Annotated in this window: 22 protein-coding genes; 13 read left to right on the forward strand and 9 right to left on the reverse strand. The window is 61.7% G+C overall.

What is annotated here, in order from left to right:
* From BSG19_RS18305 to BSG19_RS18320, 4 genes are all read right to left on the reverse strand, one after another.
* The coding region (locus BSG19_RS18305) for an IS66-like element accessory protein TnpA (RefSeq protein ID WP_139274793.1) at positions 1-255 on the reverse strand (255 nt) is incomplete at its 3' end.
* A gap of 47 nt (positions 256-302) precedes the next feature.
* Positions 303-1025 (reverse strand): glycosyltransferase family 61 protein, encoded by a 723-nt coding sequence (locus BSG19_RS18310; RefSeq protein WP_170866029.1) that lies wholly within the window; start codon positions 1023-1025, stop codon positions 303-305.
* Between the two features lie 111 nt (positions 1026-1136).
* Positions 1137-1481 (reverse strand): hypothetical protein, encoded by a 345-nt coding sequence (locus BSG19_RS18315; RefSeq protein WP_092989483.1) that lies wholly within the window; start codon positions 1479-1481, stop codon positions 1137-1139.
* A 69-nt stretch (positions 1482-1550) separates the two neighbouring features.
* Positions 1551-2171: an O-fucosyltransferase family protein gene (locus BSG19_RS18320; RefSeq protein WP_092989484.1), complete on the reverse strand. Its 621-nt coding sequence runs from the start codon at positions 2169-2171 to the stop codon at positions 1551-1553.
* Positions 2172-2207: 36 nt separating this feature from the next.
* On the opposite strand from BSG19_RS18320, the gene BSG19_RS18325 reads away from it, so the two are divergent.
* The gene (locus BSG19_RS18325; protein ID WP_092989485.1) at positions 2208-2510 is read left to right on the forward strand and encodes a hypothetical protein; all 303 of its coding nucleotides are present in this window, start codon (positions 2208-2210) and stop codon (positions 2508-2510) included.
* 41 nt (positions 2511-2551) lie between these two features.
* Here BSG19_RS18325 and BSG19_RS18330 read toward each other — a convergent pair whose 3' ends face one another.
* Positions 2552-3805: a glycosyltransferase family 61 protein gene (locus BSG19_RS18330; protein WP_092989486.1), complete on the reverse strand. Its 1254-nt coding sequence runs from the start codon at positions 3803-3805 to the stop codon at positions 2552-2554.
* 77 nt (positions 3806-3882) lie between these two features.
* Between BSG19_RS18330 and dxr the strand changes: the two genes are divergently transcribed.
* Positions 3883-5067, forward strand: coding sequence for a 1-deoxy-D-xylulose-5-phosphate reductoisomerase (gene dxr / locus BSG19_RS18335; RefSeq protein ID WP_092989650.1), 1185 nt, complete (start codon positions 3883-3885; stop codon positions 5065-5067).
* A gap of 1 nt (position 5068) precedes the next feature.
* Here dxr and BSG19_RS18340 read toward each other — a convergent pair whose 3' ends face one another.
* Both BSG19_RS18340 and hemA read right to left on the reverse strand, forming a co-directional pair.
* Positions 5069-5548, reverse strand: a complete 480-nt coding sequence (locus BSG19_RS18340; RefSeq protein WP_092989651.1) for a DUF2938 domain-containing protein — start codon at positions 5546-5548, stop codon at positions 5069-5071.
* Between the two features lie 118 nt (positions 5549-5666).
* On the reverse strand, positions 5667-6881 hold the full coding sequence (gene hemA / locus BSG19_RS18345; RefSeq protein ID WP_092989487.1) for a 5-aminolevulinate synthase: 1215 nt from the start codon (positions 6879-6881) through the stop codon (positions 5667-5669).
* 388 nt (positions 6882-7269) lie between these two features.
* Here hemA and BSG19_RS18350 point away from each other — a divergent pair, with 388 nt between their 5' ends.
* From BSG19_RS18350 to BSG19_RS18375, 6 genes are all read left to right on the forward strand, one after another.
* Complete coding sequence (locus tag BSG19_RS18350; protein WP_092989488.1) at positions 7270-7527, forward strand: YMGG-like glycine zipper-containing protein; 258 nt, start codon at positions 7270-7272, stop codon at positions 7525-7527.
* A 247-nt stretch (positions 7528-7774) separates the two neighbouring features.
* Positions 7775-9694: an autotransporter assembly complex protein TamA gene (locus tag BSG19_RS18355; RefSeq protein WP_092989489.1), complete on the forward strand. Its 1920-nt coding sequence runs from the start codon at positions 7775-7777 to the stop codon at positions 9692-9694.
* A gap of 150 nt (positions 9695-9844) precedes the next feature.
* Positions 9845-15556, forward strand: coding sequence for a translocation/assembly module TamB domain-containing protein (locus BSG19_RS18360; protein WP_170866030.1), 5712 nt, complete (start codon positions 9845-9847; stop codon positions 15554-15556).
* A 187-nt stretch (positions 15557-15743) separates the two neighbouring features.
* Complete coding sequence (gene rocF, locus BSG19_RS18365) at positions 15744-16667, forward strand: arginase (protein WP_092989491.1); 924 nt, start codon at positions 15744-15746, stop codon at positions 16665-16667.
* 97 nt (positions 16668-16764) lie between these two features.
* On the forward strand, positions 16765-17244 hold the full coding sequence (locus BSG19_RS18370) for a chemotaxis protein CheW (RefSeq protein WP_062477976.1): 480 nt from the start codon (positions 16765-16767) through the stop codon (positions 17242-17244).
* 105 nt (positions 17245-17349) lie between these two features.
* The gene (locus BSG19_RS18375) at positions 17350-17925 is read left to right on the forward strand and encodes a dual specificity protein phosphatase family protein (protein ID WP_348272147.1); all 576 of its coding nucleotides are present in this window, start codon (positions 17350-17352) and stop codon (positions 17923-17925) included.
* 17 nt (positions 17926-17942) lie between these two features.
* Here the strand turns inward: BSG19_RS18375 and BSG19_RS18380 are convergent, their stop codons facing one another.
* Together BSG19_RS18380 and mprF are read right to left on the reverse strand one after the other, a co-directional pair.
* A complete protein-coding gene (locus tag BSG19_RS18380; protein ID WP_092989492.1) occupies positions 17943-19313 on the reverse strand; it encodes a virulence factor family protein in 1371 nt (456 codons plus the stop codon).
* Positions 19310-21946 carry a bifunctional lysylphosphatidylglycerol flippase/synthetase MprF gene (mprF, locus tag BSG19_RS18385; protein WP_092989493.1) on the reverse strand — a complete coding sequence of 879 codons (2637 nt, stop codon included), beginning with the start codon at positions 21944-21946 and terminating at the stop codon, positions 19310-19312. Before mprF ends, BSG19_RS18380 begins: the two co-directional genes overlap by 4 nt.
* A gap of 257 nt (positions 21947-22203) precedes the next feature.
* Between mprF and BSG19_RS18390 the strand changes: the two genes are divergently transcribed.
* The 5 genes from BSG19_RS18390 to BSG19_RS18410 all read left to right on the forward strand — a co-directional run bounded on the left by BSG19_RS18390 (position 22204) and on the right by BSG19_RS18410 (position 26646).
* Complete coding sequence (locus BSG19_RS18390) at positions 22204-23079, forward strand: potassium channel family protein (protein WP_092989494.1); 876 nt, start codon at positions 22204-22206, stop codon at positions 23077-23079.
* 179 nt (positions 23080-23258) lie between these two features.
* The gene (locus tag BSG19_RS18395; RefSeq protein ID WP_092989495.1) at positions 23259-23456 is read left to right on the forward strand and encodes a hypothetical protein; all 198 of its coding nucleotides are present in this window, start codon (positions 23259-23261) and stop codon (positions 23454-23456) included.
* A 131-nt stretch (positions 23457-23587) separates the two neighbouring features.
* Positions 23588-24589: a DUF6030 family protein gene (locus BSG19_RS18400; RefSeq protein WP_092989496.1), complete on the forward strand. Its 1002-nt coding sequence runs from the start codon at positions 23588-23590 to the stop codon at positions 24587-24589.
* 275 nt (positions 24590-24864) lie between these two features.
* Positions 24865-25635, forward strand: coding sequence for a sugar transferase (locus BSG19_RS18405; RefSeq protein ID WP_244529319.1), 771 nt, complete (start codon positions 24865-24867; stop codon positions 25633-25635).
* A gap of 117 nt (positions 25636-25752) precedes the next feature.
* Complete coding sequence (locus BSG19_RS18410) at positions 25753-26646, forward strand: LysR family transcriptional regulator (protein ID WP_092989497.1); 894 nt, start codon at positions 25753-25755, stop codon at positions 26644-26646.
* The last annotated feature ends 85 nt before the right edge of the window (positions 26647-26731 follow it).

Below are 26731 nucleotides of genomic sequence, written 5' to 3' on the forward strand. Positions count from 1 at the left end.
CTCGCTGCTCGGGGCGGCAATCTGAACCGGAATAAACGCAGATGTCGAAGACGGCGATAATGGATGTGCCGGGGTATGTTTCCTGATCCATTTCCAAACGAGGTTCGCGTTGACCCCGTGTTCTCGCGCCAGTTTCGATACTGATGCGCCGGGTTCAAGGCAGGCCGCAACGAGGCGATCTTTCGAACCTTGATCGAAGCGCCGTCTTCCATTCCGACCAACCAGCCGCACAGCGAGTTTTTGACCTTCACCCATACTTGGTGTCCACCTTTTTTAAGTGGACACCTCATGCCAAAGCTCACTCAACTACAGAAGGTGCGGAGAAATTCGCGCTTACCAATATTCGTCAATCCGGCTCCGTGCGGGGAAATTATGATGTTGGCGCTGTGTAGCAGGCACGCTTGCTCCTGCAAACTTCGTCCCTGTAATGATACCACCGTGAAGCCGTGCCGAGAAACCAGGGCCTCCACTTCACGCTCATTCACAAGCTTTCGGTCAGACGCATCGGATCGCGAAATGTAAATTCGCTCTGAAGCCGGTCTGGTAGAGTCAACAAGCTCGTTCTTGAGATTTCGGAAGGTTTCCATGAACACTGGATGCGGATCAAGACCCGCCGTACCAAACTGCTGCGCAACGGCCAACTCCCGTACGTGAAGGCTCACATTATCTCTCACATAAACAGCTTTCAGACCGTATTTCTTTAACAGCTTTTCCAGACCTGTGCGTTGAAACTCGGTATTTGGCTGAGATGTAACGATCGTATCAATCCCTAAGAGGAAATCAGGATTGATTCTCGCAATAAGAAATAATAGCCAATGATAGTAATTGTCGTAGATTCCACCGCACACATAGAGTGCTCGATCAATGGAAACGACGTCACCGGCGCTAGCATGCAAGTAGCCTTCGCCTCGGTCTTCAATGAGATTATGCGTCAAAAAGAACGGGTGTTGAAATGCCGTGCTTTCGACAAAGCGATTATCAATACGAACAGCGCCGAATCGTGAAATAACTCGTGCGTCGTTCAATATAATGCGTTGAACAGAAGGTGCGGGATAGGAGTCTCCGTCAAGGGGTATATCACCGAATCTGTAAGGAGGATATCGAACAACGATCGAAGGCTTTACAACCTCTCGATGCTACGCAGCCTGATCAATAGCTACTGGCAGCAGATGCTGCACGCCTGAAGCCTCTTCTAACTGTGCTTTTGCACCATGCAGGTTCGGATCAAGGAACTCTCCCTCAAGAACTAGGCGACCCAGCCGACGCACAGCTTGTTCAAAGGCGATAGACCTTTGTCCTGTTGGACCGAGAAAATAGAGGACACCGCCCTCCTCAAGCCACGACGTCTCGTTCGCTCCATTATAACCGAGAATTTTCCCGGGAGCGTCAAGAAGCAACATTTTCTGATAGTGATCAAACTGATGATTAAAAAACCAGATCTTTTTCTGAAGACTATCGATAACTTTTTGAGGAAGCGACATAGGACACCGCAATGGATTATCTAAGGATTGACGTCGATATCTTCAACTAACGATGCTTCGATTAGCCTCTCAGTTCGGCCAAGGAAGACCGCACGTTTCCCAAGGATCGACACGCGTACCTTTATCGACACGAAGACCTAAATTTTCTTGAGGGAGATTGTAGATGTAATCGTGTGACAAACTGGCGAAGTTTTCGGAAAAACGCTCGAACGCCGACATGTTTGAAAATGTCGATCGACTTAAACCGATAAAGGTCGATGCCAGCTTGCTGATTTCAAAATCAATAAGGGACGCATCTATCGCCGACATGTTCCTGTAAATTTCTGGATCCATGAAGTCTGTCTTCCAAAACAATCTAATACCCGTTGCATCCTCGACAGCCTGATTGATCAAGTGCTTGGGCTGAGGCGCGTATCGCTCATCGCAGAAGACATAAAGCTGTTTAACATCCGGCAACGAGCTCTTGATCTTTGTGCAGATCTCCACAGGCGTAAGGTAATTCTGCTCTGGGCGAACGAGAACCGGATCCAGATTGTACCGGCAATAGGATGCCCAATCACCCTCGATCCGAAACTGCGCCATAACTGAGAGTTTATTCTTGTAGAAGATCTCGCTGCACAATGTTTGGAACAATGATGAACTTCTTATCCGAGGCACCAACGACCGACAGAAATCAGAAATAATGTCCATCGCCGCAGTCTCTTCCTTCTCGGCAATGGAGCCGAGATGAGCCGCACCGAGGTGAAAATGGTTCTAACCGCCTCGCTCAATGCGATCCGCATACTCAACATCAGGGATTGGCACAACACCAACACCCCAGCGCTTCAGAAACTCGATAAATATTTCAGACCAAAATACGTCGCCGAAGGCGTGGAAGGTGGACTTGGTTTCGTCCTGATCGCGACTGTAGATCCTTGGCAAGTAGATGAAACGATCCGCTGGGTCAGGCATTCTGGACGCATTGATTACCAGGCCCAGAAGAGCAAGCTTCTGGTTGCTGATTCCACCATCATTATAGTCGAAACCTAAACCAGCCCTCGCCTCAGAAGGAGCGGATATCGGTAGATCTGTCATACCTTGGACCTTGGCCGCAGAAGCTCGTTGAGACTTCCAAAATCGACCAAAAATGCCTCGTCCCATGACGCTCCTCCATTGACGTTCTCGCCGCGCACCTCTTCGTAGGATTGCCCCCTCAAGGTCGCTATGAAGTAGAAGAAGGTATCCGGCATCGTCGCGGGCGCGAGATTGATGATGCGCGCGGTGGGCGGGGCGAACATGATATTGGTCATGCCGGCGCCCATGACGCCCATGACGCAGGACGCGTTCTTGAACTTGTGGACCTGCTGCCTGAGATCCAGCTTCCCGGGATGCAGGATTTCAAAGCCATGTTCCGTCACCAGACGGTGCATGTCCTCTTCATTGGCAATATTGCGTGGCGCGCCTGCGCGGCTGACGAAGATCTTGCGAGGCTCCTCGCCGTCCACCACATCCCGTATTCTATCGATCGCCTCGAACACGAGCGGCGACATGTAGGAACCGTGCATCGTCATCCCGCTGACGACGATCAACTCCTTGAAGAAGGTCACGCTGTTGGCCTTCAGTGGAAAGCGCGGGGTCGATTTGATCGTATCGACGATACCGAGGGATTCGGAGATGACCGTGTTCATTCCGCCGCCGACATCCGGAATGGCAACGCCCGAGACATGAGTCAACTTTCGCGCCAATTCGAGCTTTGGCAAGATTTCCACCATCCAGTGCCCGTAATTGGCCTCGCCCCGCTTTCTCAGAAGCAGACAGGACGTATCGATGACAGGGATATCGGTGGCGGATGCGATGTCCTGAAGGGCTCGCTCCTGTTCTGCAGGCGCGTGCTGCGTAATCGTCTGGCTGATGACCTTGCCGTCGCTGTTGAACACGAGGCCTTCGGCCGTCACATGGACATCGAAGACCTTGTCGACCGAAATCGTTCGCGCGACATGAGTGTTCGAGTACCAGCCGGGCCGCATGGCATCGTGGATCGGCTGGGGTATGAGATCGAGACCCCAGACGACCGGAGGCGGCGCAAGAAATTCAGGCGATTCAATCACACCCAAATGTACGTGATGCATACTGCGTATATCGACGGCTTCAACCATTACGAATGACACTGCTCCGATGGCACGCTTGATAAGACCCTGTTTCGAACGCGCGTGCCAGAGGCATATGCATTTTTCAGGCCAAGTGACTGCTAATATTACCTTATGTAGTGCTTTGCCTGCCTCTAACATGAACAGGTCAGCCTTTCGACTGAATTTTCGGATCTTCCGTATCTTCTCGACCGCCAAGCGCGGTTAAGCCTTGTTCAGGAATTTCTCCGCTTGTACGACTTTGGCGCTTGAACATGGAGAGCGTCGTAAGCGGCATGGCGAAGTCAGAACACCACCACATCACCATCCTCGGTTCCACCGGCTCCATCGGCTGCAGCACGCTTGACGTGGTCGCGCAGCTTGGCGGGCGGGAGCGGTTTGTGGTGGAGGCTTTGACGGGGAACGGGAATATCGGGCTTCTCTGCGAGCAGGCGAAGGCCGCCGGGGCGCGGCTGGCGGTGACGGCGGATGAGGGGCGGTATCTGGCGCTGAAATCGGCGCTGGCCGGCACCGGCATCGCGGTGGCCGCGGGCAGAAGCGGGCTTGAGGAAGCGGCAGCCCGTGAGGCGGAATGGGTCATGGCGGCGATCGTCGGCACGGCCGGTCTTGCGCCAACGCTGACGGCAGCCCGGCGCGGTGCGGATATCGCGCTTGCCAACAAGGAATGTCTGGTTTCGGCCGGCGCGCTCTTCGTGCGTGCCGTGGCAGAGGGCGGCGGGCGGCTCATCCCTGTCGACAGCGAGCATTCCGCGATCTTCCAGGCGCTGGAGGACGACCAGCGCCACGCCGTGGAGCGCATCATCCTCACGGCCTCCGGCGGGCCGTTCCGCACATGGTCGCGAGAGGCGATGGCGGGCGTCACCGCCGAGATTGCCCGGGCGCATCCCAACTGGTCCATGGGCCTGAAGATCTCCATCGGCAGCGCCTCCATGTTCAACAAGGCGCTGGAGATGATCGAGGCAAAACACCTCTTCGATGTCGCGCCGGAGCAGATCGAGGTGATCGTCCACCCGCAGTCGATCGTTCATTCCATGGTCGGCTATACCGATGGCTCGGTGCTCGCGCAGCTGGGCGCGCCGGATATGCGCACCGCCATCGGCTACGCTCTGACCTATCCCGAGCGCCCGGCGCTGAACGTCGAACGGCTGGATTTCGCAAAGCTGGCGCGGCTCGATTTCGAAGCGCCGGACGAGGTCCGCTTCCCCGCGCTCCGTCTCGCGCGCACTGCGCTCACGCGCGGCGGCCTGCAGGGTGCCGCCATGAACGCCGCCGAAGAGACCGCCTTCGAAGCCTTCATCGACGGGCGCATCGGTTTTCTCGACATGGCCGATATCGCCGAGACGGTGATGGAGCGGATGATCGACTGGCCGGCAGCCGGAGATATGGACGATGTCTTTGCCGGCGACGCCGCGGCCCGCCGTTTTGCTGTCGAGGCCATCGACGGTCGCGCGGCAGCCTGACTCAGCGAAGGAGCAGCGCCGTAGCGTAAAGCCCGAGGCCGAAGACGACGTGGGCTGCAAGGTTCAGCGCCCGCACCCTGCTGGGATTGGGTAGCCTGGAGGCGGCAACGCCGAGGCCGAGGCCCGGCTGCAGCAGAAACCAGCCCGCCGCCACCGTCACGATGCCCCAGACCAGCGCCGGGATCAGCGTCGGTTCAGCGAACCAGTCGAGACCGACAAAGAGCGCGAGCATGACCCCGTAGACGATGCCGACGGCATAATGGCCGATCCAGCCGAGCGCATTTTCATTGGCAAACGGCGCGGCATCGCTGATGGATTCGTGAAACAGCTGCCCCCGCCCGGCATGATAGAACCACCGCCCGACCGGCGCCCAGTTCGCCTTTGGCTGACCGAAGACGACCGCCAGCAGAATGGCCCAGAGATCCATGGCAAGCGTCGCGCCCACCCCGATCACCAGCCCGCGCCAGATCAGTTCCATCATCATGCCATCGCCCCCGCCACTTCCCCGTTATGTCCGTCTTCTAGATCAGAAACCGGGAGCTGCGAAGCGGAATATGCAGCGCGTCCGGGGGGAAGGCCCGAGCGCCGAACCCGTCGCCTCAGGCGACGGCGCGCGCCAGCGCGCACCGCGACCAAAGCTGGTGCAACGCGCCGACCAGATGGTCGATATCGCCATCCGAGTGCAGCGGCGTCGGGGTGATGCGCAGGCGCTCGGTCTTCTTCGGCACGGTCGGATAGTTGATCGGCTGGACGTAGATGCCGCAATTGTCGAGCAGCAGATCCGAGATCCACTTGCACTTGGCCGCATCGCCCACGATCACCGGCACGATATGGCTCGGATTGGGCAGGTGCGGAATGCCGTTGCGATCGAGCGCGGACCGCAGCCGGCGCACGCGCTCCTGATGGGCGAAGCGCTCGACCTGACTTTCCTTCAGGTGACGGATCGAGGCGAGCGCGCCTGCGGCCAGCGCCGGCGGCAGCGCCGTCGTGAAGATGAAGCCGGAGGCAAACGAGCGAATATAATCGCAAAGAGCTGCGGAGGCCGCAATATAGCCGCCCATCACGCCGAAGGCCTTGCCGAGCGTTCCCTCGATCACGGTCAGCCGATGCATCAGGCCTTCGCGCTCGGCGATACCGCCGCCGCGCGGGCCGTACATGCCCACCGCATGAACCTCGTCGAGATAGGTCATCGCGCCATAGCGCTCGGCCACGTCACAGATTTCCTTGATCGGCGCGATGTCGCCATCCATCGAATAGACGGATTCGAAAGCGACGAGCTTCGGCGCTGCCGGATCGGCCGCCGCCAGCTTCGCCTCGAGATCGGCCACCGAATTGTGCTTGAAGATCACCCGCTCGCACTTGGCGTGGCGAATACCCTCGATCATGGAGGCGTGGTTCCCGGCGTCGGAAAAGACGATGATGCCGGGAATGCGCGAACAGAGCGTTCCCAAGGCTGCCCAGTTGGACACGTAGCCGGAGGTGAAGAGCAGCGCGGATTCCTTGCCGTGGAGATCGGCAAGCTCCTGCTCCAGAAGAACATGGTAGTGCGTCGTGCCCGAGATATTCCGGGTGCCTCCCGCACCCGCGCCACAGTGATCGATCGCCTGCTTCATCGCGTCGATCACCTTGGGGTGCTGGCCCATGCCGAGATAGTCGTTCGAGCACCAGACGGTGACGTCCTTGACGCCATCGGCCGTATGCCGGCGCGCCTTGGGAAATTCCCCGCGCTGCCGTTCGAGATCGGCAAAGACGCGGTAGCGGCCTTCCTCGTGAAGACCGTCCAGTTCAGACCTGAAGAATTGCTCGAAGTTCATGCGTGTCTCCAGACCCTTGGCGTCTTTTTCAGCGAACCATCCCGGTGGCCGGCCGGCACGCGCCCTCATGGCTTGCGCGGCATCAGGCCCATTGTTTTGAATGGTTCCAGATTATCGTGAAGATTTCATTCCACCCTCATCTCAATCAAGTCAAGACCGGGGCGTAAAACAGACCTGTGACACGATATCGCGACCGTCGAACCTGAAAACGCCGGCAAGGCTCCCGGCTGCCTTCAGCTTTTGTTCATCATAATTGTCGTCCATTCCGTTAGGGACGTTTTTTATGGCTTCGGATTGGACTTTCGGAAGGCCGCATTTAACTTCTCGCATTAAGGTTCATGAAAAGGCACGCATCTGCCAGTTCCAAGGGAAGCAGGGGAAGATCATTATGAAGAAAGCCATTGTGCTGGCGGTACTCGCCATGACGGTTGCCAGCTGCAGCCAGACGGAAAAGGGCGCCGGTATCGGCGCCGTCTCGGGCGCGGTCATCGGCGGCGCCGTCACCGGTAATGTTCGCGGTGCAGCCGTCGGTGCTGCCATCGGCGGCGTTTCCGGCGCGGTTATCGGCAATGTCTCGGAACAGCCCGGCCAGTGCTACTACCGCGATCGCAACGGCGGCCGCTACATCGACGATTGCCCGCGCTGATTGCGTCCTCAAGGGTCGCCGATCCTGCGAAAGACATTCGGAAGCCCCGCTTCGGCGGGGCTTTTGTTTCCAGAACGTCACACTAACGACTGTTTCTGACGTCACGAGGCGTTGGAGACTTCATCCCCCTCACGAGGATGTGTAGTGTCACGGGACATCGCAGACGTGCAAACGTCTGAAGAGACAGCATCGCTTTCCGTGGGCGATCGCTACAGCACTTGTCAGCCAACACGGGATGCGGAATCGAATGCGTTTGCCGACTGTCAGTCCCGCGTATCGTAAAGCCGGCCTTGCCTTGAGCGTTGCCGCGCTGGCACTCTGCGGCCCCGCCTCCGTGCAGGACGCTGCTGCGTTCAAGCTTTTCGGCATCAACTTCTTCGGCAAGGACAAGGACGAGGAGGCTGCGGAGGTCATCGATCCCGTCACCTATACCGTGACCTTGAACGAGGGCACTGAAGACGACGAATTGAAGAGCGCGCTTTCCGGCAGTTCCAGGCTGGTCCAGGATAAAGACAAGCCCGTATCCGGCAATCTTGGCCTCGCCATCAAGGCCCGCGACGACCGCGACAGACTGCTGGCCGCACTTTACGAAAAGGCCCGCTACGGCGGCACCGTACAGGTTATGGTCGCCGGCAAGCCGATCGAGAGCCTGCCACCGGACCCTGTCTTTCCCGCAGGCGCGCCCGTACCCGTCACCATCACGGTCGATCCGGGCCCCGTCTTCACCTTCGGCAACATTCTTCTGGAGAGTGACGCCGGCGGCCGCGATCCCAAAGCCTACAGTCTCGAGCCTGGCAACCGCGCCGATTCGACCCTGATCATCAAGGCTGGCGAGAAGATCGTCGAGGATCTGAAGAAAGAGGGTCGCCCGCTTGCGACCCTGAAGTCCCGCACGGCCGTCGCCGACCACAAGACAAACACGGTCGATGTGACGATCGGTGCCGAAGGTGGCCCGGTTGCGCCTTTCGGCGCTGTCGCCATCAAGGGTGCGCGCACGGTCAACCCGGATTTCGTCGCCAATTACTCACGGCTCAACACCGGCCGGCAATATTCGCCGGAGGAGATGCGCAAGGCCTCCGAGCGCCTGCGACAGCTCGGCGTCTTCTCCAGCATCACCATCCGCGAGGCCGAGCAACTCGCACCCGACGGCTCGTTGCCCCTGACCATCGAGGTCTCCGAAGGCAAGCACCGCTATTTCGGCGCAGGCGCCAAGTTCTCCTCGACAGACGGCTTTGGCGTGCAGGGCTATTGGGGACACAGGAACCTCTTCGGCGAGGCGGAATCTCTGCGCATCGAAGGGTCGATCGACCGGCTGGGCGAGACCAAGGAGATCACCGATCTCGATTATACCGCCGGCATCCTCTTCACCAAGCCCGGCGTCTTCGATCCCTACTCCACCCTGACCGCCAGCGTCAAAGCGTCCCTGATGGATCCGGATGCCTATAAGGCGCAGGTGGTGACGGGTGCTGTCGGCATCGCCTACGAGCTCTCGGAAGCCGACACCCTGTCGATCGGCGCGGAACTCGCCTGGAACAATATCGAGGACGCGTTTAGCGAGCGCCGATATTTGACGCCGTCCATCCCGCTCGATTATGTCCACGACGCCCGCGACGACAAGCTGAACCCAACCGAAGGCTACCGCGCCACCCTGAGCGTCAAGCCGAGCTACGATATCTACGGCCAGACGTTCTTCTCTTCGTTCGAGGGCTCGGCAACCGGCTATCTCGGTTTCGGCGAAGACAACAAATACGTGCTGGCAGGACGCCTTGGTGCGGGCGTCATCGCGGCCGATGGCGGGCTGGACGATATTCCGGCGACACGCCGTTTCTTCCTCGGCGGTGGCGGCACCGTGCGCGGCTTCTCCTACCAGGAAATCAGCCCGCGCAACGCGGATGACGACCTTCTCGGAGGCCGCTCCTACGTCAACGCCAATGTCGAGGCCCGCATCGGTGTCACGAAGACCATCAGCGTCGTGCCCTTCATCGATGCCGCCACCGTATCGGCAAAGACCGTGCCGGACTTCTCGGACGTCAAGATCGGAGCCGGCATCGGCGTGCGCTATCTGACCGCGGTCGGTCCCATTCGCGTGGATTTCGCCGTGCCGCTGAACCCCTATGACGGGGGAACGCGATACGGCATTTATGCCGGAATCGGCCAGACGTTCTGACAGCCGGTCGCAGCAGTCGGCAGAGCATGTCGAATGCCTGCATTCCCTCGGCGGATTGCCGTTGCAATGACATGATCGCAACCTACGGGTTGCGGACATGACGACGATCGATGGGTCAGGGCGAGACGCCGGCCTGACATGGAGCAGACGATGACACGGATTTTCTCGATCGCCTTGCGCGGCTTCGCCGCTCTCCTCGGCCTTGTTGTCGTTCTCGCACTGGCCTTCGTGCTGTTTGCCGGCTTTACGGCCCCCGGCGCGCGCATGGTCGCCAGCCTGATCGAGAAATATGCCTCGACACCGGACCAGATCGTCCAGATCAACGATCCGAGCGCGCTTCTCACCGGCAATTTCAAGGCCGGCTCCATCGCGCTCTACGACAGCAAGGGCGCCTATGCCGAAATCCGCGAGCTGAAGCTCGACTGGTCCCCCACGGCACTGTTCTCCAGGCGGTTCGACGCCGCCAGCCTGTCCGCCGGCTATATCCGCATCGACCGCCTGCCTATTCCTTCCCAGCAGACCGAGGAGGTCCGGTCCAGCTTCGCCCTGCCGCTCGACGTAAAGATAGACCGTTTCGATCTTAAGGAAGTGGTCATCGGCAAGGCCATTGCCGGCGAGGACCAGGTGCTGAACGCGGGCGGCACTGTCAACGCCACCAATTCCAGTATTGCCGCAACGGTGGCCGTCGCCCAGCGTGACCGGCCCGATGCGAAAGCGCTTGCCGATATCGTCTACAACCCTTCCGCCAATGCGCTGAAGCTCGAAGCCAGTGTGGACGAGCCGAAGGGCGGCATGCTTGCCCGTGCGCTGCGCCTGCCGGGCGAACCCGCGATAACGATCCGCCTGACCGGCGATGGTCCGCTGTCACGCTGGAACGGAAACGCAAGCGCTGCCCTCGACGGACAGGAAGTTCTCAAGCTCGACGGCTCCCATACGCTGGCGCCGGACGGGTACCGGACGCTGTCGCTCAACGGCGGCGGCACCTTCGCCGCCCTGATGCCGGAGACGCTGCGCCCGTTGTTCGAAGGCACCACCGCAATCGACATCGCAGCCGCCCTGCAGGATGGCACCGCAATCCGCATCGATCGTGGCCGCATCTCCACGGCCGCGATCGATGTCAACGCCGCTGGCACGCTTAGCACGGTCGGCAGCAATGACCTCAAGGTAACGCTTGCCGGCGTCGGTGGTCCGGCACCCCTGCGCTTGGGCCTTTCCGGCGGAACGGCCGAATTCGCCATACGGTCGGCAGATCTTTCGCTGGTCGGCGATGCCCGCTCCGCTGTGCTCGATCTCAATGCCGCGCTCGACCGCGCCGTGCTGCCCCAAGGCACCATCGAGAATGCGGCCCTGAAGGCCCACAGCGATGCCTTCGACATGACGAACCGCAGCGGCGCCGTCACCCTCTCGCTGACGACGGGCGCAACCAAGCTGGCGAATGCGGATCTCGACCGGCTGATCCGGGGTCCCCTGACGATCGATGGTCGCCTCGACGTGAGCCGTAACGCCATCGCATTCAATCCGCTGACGATCGACACCGCAGGCGTCGATGGCACCGTCACCGGCAGTTACGGCCTGACAGATGGCACGCTCGCGACCGATCTCCGCCTGACCGCACCTGCAGAAGCTCTTCCGCCGGCCGTCGCAAGCCGGGCTGGCGGTGCGGTTTCGCTCGACGGTCGCATTGAAACGGGAGCCAACGGGGCCCTTTCGCTCTCCGGCCTGTCTCTGAAGGCCCCGACGCTCGATGCTACAGGCAACCTCGCGCTCCAGTCTGGAAGCCTCACGGGGCGGATCGAGGCCACGGTTCCTGATATCGGCGCCTTTGCTGCGAATGCGAACGGCAGCGCCACCGTCACCGCCGACATATCCGGCCCGTTGAGCGCGCTCGGGATCAAGGCGGAGGCCAGGACGGATCAGGCGTCGATCGCCGGAAAAAGCGTAACCGGCCTCACGGTTATCGCCGACACCACGCTGCGCGGTGGCCTGCCTGTCGGCAAGCTCACTGCCAATGGCGCAGTCGATGGCCAAGCCGTCTCCGCGACCGCAGATCTCACCGCCGAGAATGGCGGGCTTGCCATACCCGCGCTCGAGGCGACGATTGCCGAAAACCGCATTACCGGCGCCCTCACCTTCACGCCGGACTTCCAGCCGAACGGAACACTCAACTTCGCGCTGCCGAATGTCGGCGCGCTGGCGTCTCTGGCCGGCCAGACCGCTGCGGGCGACCTCTCCGGCAAGGCGGATATCGTCAGCCGCGACGGCAAGACCTCGGTTGCGATCGATGCTACCGGCAGCGGCCTCTCGCGCGGCGATCTCTCGATCGTCCAGCCACGTGCGCAGGTCACGATTACCGATCTGAAGAACCTCACCGTCGAAGGCAAGATCACCGCTGATTCGCTCGGTCAGGGCAGCAATCGCGCCACCGGTACGACGATTACGCTGAACAAGCTGGGCGCAGACACGAACATCGCGCTCGACGGCACCTTCGACAACGCGCCGCTGTCGCTGAAGGGCGCGGTAACCACGCAGAATGGCTCGCCGTCCTTCACCATCCAATCGCTGAACGCCGCGCCCCGTGGCATCCCGCTCGAACTCTCCGATCCGAAGACCCTGGCGCTGGATCAGGGTGGTGTCCGGCTCGATAATTTCACCATCCAGCTTCCCGGCGGCACGGCCAGCGTCACCGGCCTCGTCGGGGAGACCCTCGATGTCGCTGTTGCCGTGCGCGGCAACCCGGCCGTCGAATACGCCCAGCCCATCGAAGGCGGCGAGGCCCGCGTGGCTATCGCAACGGCGGATATCCTCGCCCGTGGCCCGATGACCGGCGCCGTCATCGACGTGAAGGGACAGCTTGCCTATGTCGCCCTGCCCCAGGGCCGGCTTGAGACGGTCGGCATCGTCGCCCATAGCGATCGCTTCGATATCACCGGTCGAAAGGGCGCAATCCGCGCCACGGTCGATGCCGGCGCGACCCGCTTCGTCAACGCCGATCTCGGCCGCCTCTTGCCCGCCCCCCTGAAACTTGACGCAACCGTCAGCGTGGCGCCGGATGCGGTCGGCTTCGATCCGGTCACCATCGACAGCGCCGGTCTCGACGGCGCTGTCAACGGCCGGTTCCAGATGAGCGACAACAGCTTGCGCGCCGCCCTCCGCTTGAGCGCGCCGCCGAACTCCCTGCCCGCCGCGCTCGCGTCGCGGTTCGATACGAACCTCGCACTATCGGCGAACGTCACTCGGGATACCGCTGGCGCCTTGAACGTCACCAACATTGCCGTCGATTCAGGCACCATCACCGCCAATGGCTCGCTGTCGCTGATCGACGGACAGTTGACCGCGGCGACTGCCGGCACGCTTCCCGATCTTGGCAAAGTGCTGGCCGACGCCAAGGGCAACGCCCGCTTCACGCTGGATGCAACCGGCGCCCTCGAGCGTCCGCTGGTCAAGGCGGAGATCCGCTCCAGCGGCGCGACTCTGGCCGGGAGAACGCTGAGCGATCTCGTCGCGGCGGCGACGGTCACTGCCGATCCCGCAAACCCGCAGGCGGCTATCACGGCCACCGGCGCACTCGGCGGCCAGGCAATCGACATCCGCACCCGGCTCGAGACGACGAACGGCCGCATCCGCATCCCCGAACTCGCCGCCCGGATCGGCGACAACCGGCTCGACGGCAGCATCGACCTTACGGAAGCCTATGAGCCGAATGGCACCATCACCTTCGATCTGCCGGATGTCGCGTTGCTTGCAGCCATGGCAGGCGAGCGCGCTTCGGGCGATCTTGCAGGCTCTGCGACCATTGCCAGCACGAATGGCAAGACCTCGCTCGCTCTGAAGGCATCGGGATCCGGCATCAAGCGGGGCGATCTCGTCATCACCCGCCCGCAGGCCGACATCACCGTCGATGACGTGAAGGCGCTCGCCATTCGCGGCTCAGCCAAGGTGGAAACGATCGCGCAAGGCGCAAACCGCGTTTCCAACCTCGATCTCGCCTTCGACCAGAAACAGCCCGGCCTCACCGACGTCCGGCTTGATGCAGTCTACGACAATGCACCGCTCGTCTTCCGCGGTGCCATCGAAACGGCAGCGGCACGCACGACCGTCCGGCTCGCGACACTGTCGGCAGCACCTCGCCAGATCGCGCTGAAGCTTGCCGCACCCTCCACCATCGTGATCGAGAACGGCACGGTACGCGTCTCCGACCTGCGCATTGGTGCATCCGGAGGCACGCTGGCCATCACCGGCACGGCGGGCAACACGCTCGACCTCAACGTCCGCCTCGACCGCCTGCCCGCCCGGCTGATCAATGCGGTCTCGCCGACGCTCGGTGCAGACGGCACCATCAACGGCTCGATCATCGCCAAGGGCACCGCTGCCGCGCCCGATGTTACCTACGATCTGCGCTGGGCCAATGCCACCGTCGCCCAGGCGAAGTCGGCCGGCGTTGGCGCCTTGACCATCACCGCCAAGGGTGGTTTCGCCGACAACACCGTCACGCTCGACACCGATATCCGCGGCGGCGGCGGGCTTGCCTTCAATGGCGGGGGAAAGCTTGGCATTGCCGGCAACCGACCGATCGACATGCGGTTCAACGGCGATCTTCCCTTCGCGCTCCTCGGCCCGATCCTTGCGCAGAACGGCTTCGTGCTGAACGGCACCGCAAAGGTCGATGCGGCAATCTCCGGTGCGGTGTCGGCCCCGATCATCAACGGATCCGTCACCACATCCGGTGCCCGCCTGCTCGATGCGCGCCGAAACCTCGCCATCAACGCGCTGACGGCAAATGTAATCCTTGCTGGACAGCAGGCGCGGATCGAGCGGCTCACGGGAACGCTATCGACCGGCGGCTCACTTGCGGTCACAGGCACGATCGGTATTGAGCCCGGCTCGGGCTTCCCCGCCAATCTCGACATCCGCCTTGCAAAGGCAACCTATGTCGATGGCAGCCTGCTGACGGCCAACCTCGATGGCACGCTGAAGCTGACCGGCCCCCTTACCGGTTCGCCCATCCTCAGCGGGCGCGTTGCCATTCCCAAGGCATCCATCACCATTCCCGAAAAGCTTCCAGCATCGCTGTCGGAGATCAACATCAAGCACCGCAACGCGCCGGCCGACGTGCGCCGCATGCAGGCGCAGGTTCAAAAGGACGCAGGCGACGGCACGACCGAGAAGAGCGGCGGCATCGGCTTCGATCTGACGGTCGCAGCATCCCGCATCTTCGTGCGCGGCCGCGGCGTCGATGCCGAGCTTGGCGGCGATCTCGTCATCCGCGGCAACGCCGCCAGTCCGGCCGTCACCGGCGGTTTCCAGATGCGCCGTGGGCGGCTGGAAATCCTCGGCAAACGCCTCGACTTCACCGAGGGGACCATCACCTTCGGCGGAAACCTCATTCCGGCCCTCGACCTCGATGCGACATCGACGGCTGGCTCCACCACCGTCACCGTCAATGTCGCGGGCCTCGCCAACAGCCCCAATGTAACCTTCAGCTCCTCGCCCGCTTTGCCGCAGGATGAAATCCTTGCCCAGCTGATCTTCAACCGGTCGCTTTCCAACCTGTCGGCCGTGCAGATCGCGCAGCTGGCAAGCGCCGTGGCGCAGCTTGCCGGCGGACAGGGTGGCTCCTTGTTCGACGGGTTGCGCAACAAGCTCGGCGTCGATGATCTCGACGTCTCCACGGACGATGGCGGTGGCGCCATGTTCAGGGCCGGGCGCTATATCAACGATCGCACCTATCTGGAACTGCAGCAGAGCGCGGAAGATGGCGCCAAGGCGGTGATCAATCTCGATGTCGGCCGTGGCGTGAAACTGCGCGGAGAGGCAGGCTCGGAAGGCGGCGGCGCCGGCGTCTTTTACGAAAAGGAATACTGACGTCCGGGCATCTTCGACGTATCCGTGTCTGGCGATGGCTGCTGCGGACCTTCGCGATGCGCAATCTGGCGAATACGCCTTTGCAATTCGCCAGAACGGCCACGCAAATTTACCCATCTTGCATCTTCCGGCAGGACCGCCGCCGGTGCACAGTCCCGGCCAGATGTTTCGATAAGGGGAGATGCAGATGGTTTCGATTGGTTTGATTGGCGTACCGCTGGAAGAAGGCTCCGGCCGCCGGGGCTGCAGCATGGGGCCGACGGCTCTCAGGATCGCCGGCATCGACCGCGTCATGGCCGATCTCGGATTTGACGTCACGGATCATGGAGACCTGCGCCCTGAGCCTGTTGAGGGGCTCGGACGTCATCCGGGCGCCAAACACCTGCCGGTCGTCGCCGGCTATACCCGCGCGCTGGAGGCAGCGACCTATGAGACGGCGTCGAACGGCGCGGTGCCGGTCATTCTGGGTGGGGACCACGCGCTTTCGATGGGCAGCGTCTCGGGCATGGCGCGGTATGCCGCGGAAAACGGCCGACCGCTCTTCGTGCTGTGGCTCGATGCCCATGCCGATTTCAACACGCCGGACACCTCTCCCTCGGGCAATATGCATGGCATGCCTGTCGCCTTCTTCTGCGGTCACGCCGAATTTACGGACATTCTGCCGCCCGGGCGTCCCTTTGTGGACCCCAGGCGCGTCTATCAGGTCGGCATCCGCTCCGTCGATGAGACCGAGCGACAGGAAATCAATCGCCATGGCGTCAATGTCTATGACATGCGCGCGCTGGACGAGATGGGCGTTGCCGCCATCGTCAAGGAGATCCTGAAGGCCGTGGAAGGCGAGGACGGGCTGCTGCATGTCAGCCTCGACGTCGATTTTCTCGAGCCGGACATCGCACCCGGCGTCGGCACCACGGTACCCGGCGGCGCGACCTTCCGGGAGGCGCATCTGGTCATGGAAATGCTCTGTGACAGCGGCCGGGTGTCCTCGCTCGACCTCGTGGAACTCAATCCCTTCCTCGACGACCGCGGCAAGAGCGCCCGCGTCATGGTGGAACTCGCCGCCAGTCTTTTCGGTCGCCGTATTCTCGACCGGCCGACCCGCAGTGGCTGAAACAGCTTCTGCGGAGCATGAAAAGCTCTTTTAACCATTCATGCTGTATCCTGCAGTCTGAAAATCCGTCGTGATTTCGAATGCGGGGACAAGACACATGAGCAATGCACTGACAATGGCCGGTTTTGGCGGCGAGACGCTGGAAATCATCGCATTCCGGCTGCATGACCAGGAATTCTGCGTCAAGACCACGACGATCCGCGAAATTCGCGGCTGGGCGCCGTCGACACCCATTCCGCATTCGCCGCCGGAAGTCATCGGCGTCATGAACCTGCGCGGCACGGTCATTCCGATCATCGATCTCGCGCACAAGCTGGGCATGAAATCGACTGTCGCCAACGAGCGCAGCGCCATCGTCGTTGCCGAAGTGCATTCGATGGTCGTCGGCCTCGTTGTCGATCGCGTCTCCGATATCCTGACGGTGCAGGGCAGCCAGGTTCAGCCGGTTCCGGAAGTCACGACATCCTTCGACAAGGCCTATGCCGAAGGCATCATCGCCAACGAGAACGGCATGATCTGCTTCCTCAACCTCGCTCGCATGTTCAAGGAACGCGACGTCGAGGAAATGGCGGCCTGACAGCTGCCGGACAGCAATATTACATAATGCTGTTACATGCCTCTGGGAAAACCGGACGGCGGCGCGGGGCCCCCTCGTGCCCACCCGATCCGGAGGCCCTGGAGCATGCGCACACGCAAGAGACCAACGCTGGCAGCCCTGCTGTGGACAGCCTTCCTGCCCACCACGCTGATGGCGGCGGTGCATTTCAGCGGCCTGCTGCTTACCGACAATTTCCATGAAGTCGTTCCGGGGCAGCTCTACCGGTCGGCGCAGCCGTCAGGCGCCGATCTCTCCGACTACAAGAGCCGCTACGGCATCCGCACCGTCATCAATCTGCGCGGCCCGAGCGAGGCGTCCTGGTACCGCGACGAGATCGAAGCGGCCGCACGCGAAGGTCTCGTACATATCGACTTCCCGATGTCGGCCTCACGTGCACTGACGACGGAGAAGAGTCGCAAGCTGATCACGATCCTCCGCGACGCCCCCAAGCCCATTCTGGTTCACTGCAAGTCCGGCGCCGACCGCACGGGCCTTGCAAGTGTCATCTATGCGAGCCAGATCGCCGGTAGGGACGAGGAGACGGCGGAGCGGCAACTGTCGATCGCCTTCGGCCACATTGCCATCCCCTTCCTCTCCTCCGCTTTTGCCATGGATGAAAGCTGGGAAAATCTCGAGGCCGAGCTCGGCATGCCGGGATAGGCCGAGTGCCCGAAGCTTTAAGGAGCGGGCTTGCCGAGCCGCCTGTCATAGCCATCGAGGATGCGCTTGACCAAGGCCGGGTAGTCCTCATCGAAATGATGCCCGCCTTCGATCGGGATGACCTCGATGCCGGTGCCCTTGAGCGTCGGGCATACGTCATCCTCCTCATCGGTCCCGTAGACGCACTGGACGAGCGCGGGGTCGATGGTCTTCAGATCATCGGCTGGATCACCATGGCCGTCGGAGGCGGCAGCACCCAGCCAGCCGAGAACCGAAATCTTGTAGTCAACCTGGTGCGACACGGCGAGGAGCGAGATCTGCGAGACACGCGCACGATCGGCAGCCGGCAGCAGGTTGTAGGTTCGTGGCAAGACGTCGGCGCCGAAGGAATAGCCGATGAGCAGGACGCGTTTGACCTTCCATCGCTTGCTATAGAGCCCGATGATGCGCGACAGGTCGTTTGCGACCTCCTGCGGTTCGCGCTCTGCCCAGAAGTAGCGCAGCGAATCGATACCCACGACCGGCATGCCCTGCTGCTGCAGCACATCGCCGACCTCCTTGTCGATATCGCGCCAGCCGCCATCACCCGAGAGCACGATGGCCATCGTATCGCGCGTCGGCTTCGCATCGAGCACGGTGAGCGGCAGGCCGAGCGGGTTGTCGTCACCGCCGCTATTCTCCACGAGGCTCGATAGAGTGTCGGAGAAATCCTGCCAGATCTCGCCATCGCTGTCCTGAACATCGATGTCGTCATGCTTTGCCTTCAGCGCTTCCACATGGGCCTTGCCATCGGCTGGTGCCGCCGCGCCGAGAAGAACCGTTACCGGATCGGGCAGAGGCCCGTCGGTCAGGCCGTATTCCATCCGGTCACCCACGGTGCGCTTGTCGGCGGGCGTGCACAGCTCGCGGGTCAGCGCGATACCGGCGTCGGGGTCGGCGGCGAGCGTATGACCGATTGTGGCCGGCGGCGTCTGCGCCGCAATCGCCAGCGCCATGGCGCCGCCCGCGCCGACGCCGGCGACGATCGGCAGGTCGTAATCGGAATTATCGAGGGAACGCTGGATCTGCTGGCTGAGCGCCTCGATATCGGACACCGTATAGACGCAGTCGCCATCGTCCTTGGCAAGCGAAGCGAGGTAGGATGGCAGGTCGATACCGATGACCAGCGCACCCTTGCCTGTCATCCGCGACGCCACGTCGTCTTCCCGGGGGCCCCAGCCGGCCGCATCCGAGAGCAGCACGACGGCCGCCTTCACCTCGCCCGAAGGCTTGAGGATGCGTGGCGCGGGGATCATGCCGGTGTCGAAGCCGGATGCATCTTGGGCGGACGCGGCGCAGGGCGCCGCCGCCAGCAGGCTCAGAACCGTCAACGTCTTCAACAGTCTCATTTCTTCACGAGCCCTTTCACGCCGCCACCGATCAGGAAGGTGGCATCCATCAACGAGAGAACCGGACTGATCCCTCCGCCGGCTGCCATGTAACGAGGCTCCCATCGGGGATGGAACTTCGTCTTGAAGGCTTTGAGGCCCTTGAAATTATAGAAGCGCTCGCCGTGCTCGAAAACGGTCCGGCCGACCTTGTCCCAGACCGGCGACGAGCGCCGCTCCGAAAGGCCGGCGAGCGGCGCCATGCCGAGATTGAAGCGCTTGAAGCCGAGATCGCGCAGATGCTCCATGACCGAGACGAACAGGAAATCCATCGATCCCTTGGGCGCATCGGGCGAAAAACGCATCAGGTCCACCGAACCCTCTTCGAGCGTATCGGTCACGAGAATATTGGCGAAAGCCACGATCTTGCCCTCGACCTTGAGAACCGCGACCGGCTGTCGGCTGAGATAGTCCCGGGAAAATGCGCCGAGCGAGAAACCCTTCTCCTTGGCTTCGTGATGCGCAAGCCAGCTGTCCGACACCGTCTGGAGATCGTTGAGAATGGCAGGCACGTCAGCAGCCTCGATCAGTTCGAAAACCAGTCCGTCCCGCTGCCCGCGGCTCACCGTCTGGCGCAGCGTCGCCCATTTGCCGCCCTTCAGGGTAAAGTTTGTGAGGTCCATCGTCGCGATTTCACCCAGTCGGAAGGCGCGCAGGCCAGCATCCGCATAGTAGGACAGACCGGCCGGCGAGACCTGATAGAAGACCGGACGACAGCCGACGGCGCGAGCGCTTTCGACGAACTGCCAGATCAGATCTGCCCAGGCATCGCGCGGGCCCACCGGATCGAACAACGCGATCCAGGAGCGGGCTTGCCGGCCATACATGATGAAAGCCCTGTCATCATGGGAGAACATCAGGCTCTTGTCACCCATCAGCACGAGGTTGGCATCGGACATCCCCTGCTGCGCGACGATCGCCATGGCGCGGTCCAGATCCTGCGGCGACGGTGTCTCGATCGTCCCGCGTGCCGGCCGCATCAGGCTCCAGAACGCGACAGCCCCGGAGAACAGGACCAGGCCCAGCACGGCGCGCAATCCCCGCGGCGCTTCGGCCGAGAGCTCGAACTCCCACCAGAGCCGGTTGGAATATGCGACGTCGCGGTAGACGAACAGAAGCACGGCCACGGCAAACAGGCAGAGCGCACCCATGGCCGTCAGCCACGGCACCGTCAACGCGGTACTGGTCATGGTTGCCGGCCGTGTGAACAGACGGCGGCTGATAAGCAGGCTGACGATGAAGAAAGCGAGCAGCCCTGCTTCGAACACGGCCACGGCCTTGACCAGTGAGAGCAGAAGGGCTGCAAGCGACAGGCCGAATGCTGCCCACCATGCCCCGTCGAGCCGCCGCGCAAGGCCACGTGCCGCAATCAAAAGAGCCAGACCCAGCACGCTTGCGAGAAAATGCGCGCCCTCGATGACCGGCAGCGGCACGTAGTCGGCAAGGAAGGCAAGATTCTCGTCCGGCGTCGGGGTGACGCTCGAGAAGACGAGCATGGCTGCAAGCACGAGCGCGAGCGCGGACAGAAGCAGCGGCGTCAGGCGTCCGGCGACACGCCGCATGCTGGAGCCAACCGGCTTGCGGGCAAGCGTGCGCACTTCGGCGATGACCACGAAAAGCACGGCGAGGATCAGCGGAACGACATGGTAGATGAGACGATAGAGAACCAGCGCGCCAAGAACCGTATCGACGCTTGCCGTCTGTCCGAGAGCCGCAACGATGACGGTTTCGAAGACGCCGAGACCCGCCGGGACATGGCTGAGCACACCGAGCCCCACCGCCACGGAGTAGATGGCGAGAAAGGCCGGCCAGCCGATCGTTCCCTCCGGCAGGAGCACGTAGAGCACAGAGGCCGAAGCCGCGAGATCGAGAACGGTGACGAGGAACTGCCGCGATGCCGTCCGCGAATCGGGCAGCCGGACCGAGATGCGACTGAAAACGAGCGGCTGCCCGTCACGACCCGCCACCATCAGCGCGACAATGGCCGTCAGAACGAGAATGGCGACAACCCGCAGGCCGGATGCCGACAGCCAGGTGAGCGGCGCGACTTCCGGCGCGATGGCCAGAAGACTGAGCGAGCCGACGGCGGCAAGGCCGAGACCGAAGGCGAGCGTGACGAAAGCGATGACCCCGCCGATCTCCTCCGGCTTCAGGCCGAGCCGGGAATAGGCGCGATACCGGATCGCCCCGCCGCTCAACGGTCCGAAGCCTGCGGTATTGCCAACCGCATAGGCGGCAAAGGCCGTCAGCGCGACATCGTTGTAGGGCAGGCGACGCTTGACGTAGGAGAGCGCACTGACATCGTAGAATGTAAGGGCGAAGAAGCTGAGGCCTGTGAACACCAGCGCGAGCGCAATCGCGGTCCAGCTCGTGGAATCGAGCGCACCCATCACGTCCTCGTAGCGGACTTCCGAGGTCAGGTGCACGATGGCAATGACGACGATGGCGGCGACAAGCAGGATGGCGCCGCCAGCCGCGAACCGGCTGATGCCGCCGACGCGGGCAAGGATGTCGCGGGGGACATCAGGCTCCGCACCTGTCGCAGGTGCGCCGGCAGAAGCAGGGATCGAAGGCGTCGTGTCGGGAAGGGTCATGGAACCACATGCGTCTGGTGAAGGCCGGAAAGCGCTTTATTGCAAAGCTCTATAGCGTCGGGCCGTGCTGCTTGACAGTGAACTTCCTGTAACGTTCAGCAGATTGCAATACGCTTGAGCATAGGCCGACATCAAGGTCACCTCTGGCTTTCATCAGCAAATCCGGCAATACGAGGGCAGACGGGGTTCTGTGCGTGCCAGCTCTCTTGAAGACGCACCCGACCCGGCTATTTCTCGACGCAGTTCAGGCGGGCAGAATGACGAACAGCACGAGCGACCACAGAGACAAGGCCGACAAGACGAACGGCCGGCAGGACGTTTCGGATGTAGCCGGACTGCAGGATGACGGCGACGCCCGGCAGCCGGACCAGCCGTACGGACTGCGCGCCACGTTGCGGCGGCTCTACTACGGCACGGATGGTCAGGCCGTCGGCTTCCAGCTGACGATCGGCATCGTCGATCTCGCCGTCATCCTGTTCTTTCTGGCGGGCCCTTATCTCACGCGCCACGGCATCTATCTGGCCATCGACTATGCGATCGCGGCGCTCATCGCCTTCGAACTGACGGCAAGGGCGCTCATCGCCAACAATGCCTGGCGCTTTCTCGTCCGGCCGATGACGCTGGTCGATATCGTCATTCTTGCCACGCTGCTCTTTCCAGAGACGTTCTCGAACTTCGCCTTCCTCCGGGCCTTGCGCATCTGGTCCTTCAGCCAGAGCCGCGTCTTCGGCATTCTGGTCCACAAGGTCGGATGCCGGGAATATCAGGATGTCATCGGCGCCTGTATCAACTTCGTGACGTTTCTCTTTCTCGTCACCGGCTTCGTCTACACCGCGTTCTTCGCAACGGAATCCGGCATTACCGGCTTCGTGGACGCTCTCTATTTCACGGTGGCGACCATCACCACCACGGGCTTCGGCGACATCACGCTGCCCGGTACGCTCGGCAAACTGACCTCCATCGTCACCATGATCTTCGGCATCTCGCTGTTCGTGCGTCTGGCGCAGGCCATCGTCCGGCCGAACAAGGTGCGCTTCTCCTGCCCGCAATGCGGCCTGAACCGTCATGATGCAAATGCCGTTCACTGCAAGGCCTGCGGCCACATCCTGAATATCCCCGACGAAGGCCTCTGATCGCTCGGGAAGCTCCGCTGTCTCCAGACCCGCACAAGCATTAACAGGCTTGATGGAAACCGGATGCTTTTGCGCGTCGCACAACTTTGCGACGCGCGGGCGCATTGTGCCAATCCGGCACACGCTTGTCCTAGGCAAGTCTGCCGGCTCCTGTTACATTTCGATATGCGGAAACGGTCATGACGGAAACGATCCTGCTGGCACTCTACACGCTCGTGACACTGTTCTTTCTTGAGACGACGTTTCGTGAGGGCGAGATGGCGCAGGTCAAGAGCTGGGACATCATGCGGGTCGCGGGCCTGCTCTATTGTCTTGCATGGCCCCTGATGATCCTGCACGTGACCATTCTCGCCTATCGCGACCGGCACGCCCGCTGATCGGGAGGATAAGGCCGCGCGTCTGACGCCGGGCGCCAATCCGGCGCACGCGCCATCGCCAAACTGGACTCCCTGCCAGGACAGGCTCATAGGGCAGGCAAGCGAAGATCAGACGGAGACGATGACGCGGCATGACGAGTGTGGAGAAAGGCCGTTCTGGACGCGTGTTCTTTGCCATTGCCGTTCTCGTCGTTTTCACGGCGATCGTTGGCACGGTTCTGGGCGCAAACGACCTGCGCAACCTCAATCTCGTTCTGGCGCATTTCGGCTATCCGCCCGTTAAACTGGAGCAACTCTTCCCAGCTGAAGCACCAACCGTTCAAAGCGCACCCGGTCTCGTTATGCCGGCCGTGCGCATCGTCAAGGGCATCCGCCTGCCGGCGCCCACCATTCAGGTTCCGCGCTACGCGCGCGCGAACCTGGACGGCATCCCCACCACCTTCGTTCGCGCGATCCGCATGGATCCGCGCAGCCTCTGCGATGCCCTGCGCGCGAACGGATTTCCCGAGATCACCTGGACCGCGGGCGCAGTGGACGGGCGCGGGTCCGAATGCTCGTCTTTCCGGTCGATCGGAAAGAGCGTTCCGACGGTTGCCGCGCCTGCTGAACCCCCGCGGATCGAGACGCCGGAACCGCAGACCGGCGAAGACGTCGATCCGGACAACGAACCTCTGGTGGAGGCACCGCCGGACGAGCTTCCGCCACCGCAGCAATCCTCCGTCTTCGTGCTACTGAAGGGCGATCTTCAGGGCCGGGTCCTCTCTTTCCGCGTGAAATTCAACATCGAGATCCAAGCAGACCGCGCGACGGTGATCGCGGCGGGAAGCCGCGCCGTGGAGTCCTTCCTCAAGCAGGTGCACTGGCAGGACGATGGCGACATGCTGCGCCAGATCGCAGCACTGCAGGAGTTCGACAGGGACGACTTCGGCAGCCACATCCTGTTCAAGCGGGAAATGGGTGATCTGCCGCGATACAACTTCCTCGCCCGCCAGAGCGATAAGCCACGTCGCAAGATCAGCGACGCGTTTTTCGATCCGTTCGCGTGGTTGCCTCTGAGTGATGCCGGCCTCTCGCTCTGGATGCCGAAGACCGCGCTGCAAAGCTTCAAGCTTCCGCCGTTTCCCGGCAAGTGACCGAATTTGCGAACCAGCGTCACGTAAAACATTAGAATTTTAGGATTAACCAATAGACAAGGCATTTGAAATGCCTGGTTGCCAAAATTCCTTGTCTTTAATAAATCGTTAAATGCGAATATTGATCGACTGGATACTTGAAAAAAACCGAGTTTAAAAGGCGCTTCTGCGTATCAATATGGCACAAATCTGTGCCGTTCCATGAAAATCGCGTCCGCCGCTCTCATTCATCACGTCACATCGACGACAAAGCTTTAGTTGCAGGGAAACAGCCGATGAGCCCCAATTCCACACTGCATAGAATAGGTCGCCCCGAGACCGTAACCGATGCGGGAAACAAGAGCGGAGCACGCTCGCCTTTGCTGGAAGCCATGCTGGCTGATACCGTGCTCGCAAACGACAACGTTCCCACAGTTTCGGTGCGCGGACGTCCCCAGGCACCGATGCAGTTCGCCATGAAGCGGGCGATGGATGTCGGGGGAGCGCTTGCCGGGCTGGTCGTTCTCGCCCCGATCCTTCTGCTGATCGCCATCCTCATTCGTCTGGAGAGCAAGGGCCCCGTCTTCTTCCGCCAGTTGCGCACGGGCCGGAACGAAGTACCCTTCGAAATTCTGAAATTCCGATCGATGTATGTCGAGCAATGCGATCACGCCGGCGTGAGGCTGACGGTCGATGGCGACCCCCGCGTGACGCGCATGGGCCGGTTCCTGCGCAAGACCAGCCTTGACGAAATTCCGCAACTCTGGAACGTCGTCGTCGGGCATATGTCGCTCGTCGGACCTCGCCCGCATGTGCCGGACATGGTCGCCGGCGGCATGAACTACGCGGACCTCGTCCGCGGATACGAGAACCGCCATCTGGTCCGTCCGGGATTGACGGGGCTTGCACAGTCCCGGGGACTTCGCGGCCCGACAACGGATCGAGACACGGCCATCCGCCGCATTCTGAGCGACGTGGAATATATCAGGACCTTCTCCATCCTGCTCGACATCGGCATCCTCTTCCGCACCATCATCAACGAACTTCGGGGCGGCACGGGCTCCTGAACCGAAGCGCCAGCATGACATCGAACGGCTCGGGCTGAAACGCCCGGGCCGTTCGTTGCTCTAAGGGCCCGGCCGTTAGTTGCTCTAACAGCCGGGGAAGCGCATGATCCGGCCTGTATGATCGACAAGCTCGAATTCTTCATAGCTCTTGCACAGGAGCGGCATTTCGGCCGCGCCGCGGAGCAATGCGGCATCACCCAGCCAACGTTGTCCGCCGCCATTCGTCAGCTCGAAGACACGCTCGGCGTCATGCTCGTCAATCGCGGCGCCCGGTTTCAGGGGTTGACGCCGGAAGGTCAGCGCGTACTGGAATGGGCGCGCCGCATCGTCGGCGATGCCCGCACGATGCGGCAGGAGATGCGGGCGGCGAAGAAGGGTCTCGTCGGCCACATCCGCCTCGCGGCCGTGCCCACCACGCTGGCGATGGTTCCGCGGCTCACGGCCCCCTTCCAGCAGAAACATCCAGACGTGACCTTCTCCGTCCTGTCGACCACATCATCGAAAATGCTGGGGCTTCTCGAAAATCTCGAGATCGACGCCGGCCTCACCTATCTCGACAACGAACCGGTCGGACGCGTGACCAGCGTGCCTCTGCTGATGGAGCGCTACCATCTCGTCACAGCCACGGGAACGCCCCTATCCGAGCGGTCATCCGTGACCTGGGCCGAGGCCAGCACCATTCGGCTTTGTCTATTGACGAACGATATGCAGAACCGCCGCATCATCAATCAGCACTTCAGCGAGGCGGGTGTACAGGCCCGCCCGACGCTCGAATCCAACTCGATGATCGTGCTGTTCTCCCACATCCGCACGGGCCAATGGGCCAGCATCATGCCGTACAACGTCGCGAAATCCTTCGGCTTTCACGATGACATCCACGTAATACCGATCGAGGAGCCGGATGCGGGCCACCTCGTCGGACTGGTCGCAACGCATCGTGAACCCTATACGCCGCTGGTCTCCGCCCTCCTGCATGAGGCCCGCAAGCTCGCAGAACAACAGGGACTTTGATAGAAATCTTCTATCGCTCCACGGTTCTTCCATATTGCTCGCGACGTTCATCTCTGAGACCTTTTGCATCCGACGCCGGGTTCAT

The sequence above is a fragment of the Rhizobium sp. NFR03 genome, from assembly GCF_900111275.1.
Taxonomy (GTDB): domain Bacteria; phylum Pseudomonadota; class Alphaproteobacteria; order Rhizobiales; family Rhizobiaceae; genus Ferranicluibacter.

Coding starts and splice junctions, on each gene's coding strand:
- BSG19_RS18370 (WP_062477976.1), top strand. CDS start 16,765: ATGAGCAATGCACTGACAATGGCCGGTTTTGGCGGCGAGACGCTGGAA.
- BSG19_RS18325 (WP_092989485.1), top strand. CDS start 2,208: ATGAGCCGCACCGAGGTGAAAATGGTTCTAACCGCCTCGCTCAATGCG.
- BSG19_RS18380 (WP_092989492.1), bottom strand. CDS start 19,313: ATGAGACTGTTGAAGACGTTGACGGTTCTGAGCCTGCTGGCGGCGGCG.
- rocF (WP_092989491.1), top strand. CDS start 15,744: ATGGTTTCGATTGGTTTGATTGGCGTACCGCTGGAAGAAGGCTCCGGC.
- BSG19_RS18400 (WP_092989496.1), top strand. CDS start 23,588: ATGACGAGTGTGGAGAAAGGCCGTTCTGGACGCGTGTTCTTTGCCATT.
- BSG19_RS18340 (WP_092989651.1), bottom strand. CDS start 5,548: ATGATGGAACTGATCTGGCGCGGGCTGGTGATCGGGGTGGGCGCGACG.
- BSG19_RS18395 (WP_092989495.1), top strand. CDS start 23,259: ATGACGGAAACGATCCTGCTGGCACTCTACACGCTCGTGACACTGTTC.
- BSG19_RS18390 (WP_092989494.1), top strand. CDS start 22,204: ATGACGAACAGCACGAGCGACCACAGAGACAAGGCCGACAAGACGAAC.
- BSG19_RS18355 (WP_092989489.1), top strand. CDS start 7,775: ATGCGTTTGCCGACTGTCAGTCCCGCGTATCGTAAAGCCGGCCTTGCC.
- mprF (WP_092989493.1), bottom strand. CDS start 21,946: ATGACCCTTCCCGACACGACGCCTTCGATCCCTGCTTCTGCCGGCGCA.
- hemA (WP_092989487.1), bottom strand. CDS start 6,881: ATGAACTTCGAGCAATTCTTCAGGTCTGAACTGGACGGTCTTCACGAG.
- BSG19_RS18315 (WP_092989483.1), bottom strand. CDS start 1,481: ATGTCGCTTCCTCAAAAAGTTATCGATAGTCTTCAGAAAAAGATCTGG.
- BSG19_RS18405 (WP_244529319.1), top strand. CDS start 24,865: ATGAGCCCCAATTCCACACTGCATAGAATAGGTCGCCCCGAGACCGTA.
- BSG19_RS18410 (WP_092989497.1), top strand. CDS start 25,753: ATGATCGACAAGCTCGAATTCTTCATAGCTCTTGCACAGGAGCGGCAT.
- dxr (WP_092989650.1), top strand. CDS start 3,883: ATGGCGAAGTCAGAACACCACCACATCACCATCCTCGGTTCCACCGGC.
- BSG19_RS18350 (WP_092989488.1), top strand. CDS start 7,270: ATGAAGAAAGCCATTGTGCTGGCGGTACTCGCCATGACGGTTGCCAGC.
- BSG19_RS18320 (WP_092989484.1), bottom strand. CDS start 2,171: ATGGACATTATTTCTGATTTCTGTCGGTCGTTGGTGCCTCGGATAAGA.
- BSG19_RS18360 (WP_170866030.1), top strand. CDS start 9,845: ATGACACGGATTTTCTCGATCGCCTTGCGCGGCTTCGCCGCTCTCCTC.
- BSG19_RS18375 (WP_348272147.1), top strand. CDS start 17,350: ATGCGCACACGCAAGAGACCAACGCTGGCAGCCCTGCTGTGGACAGCC.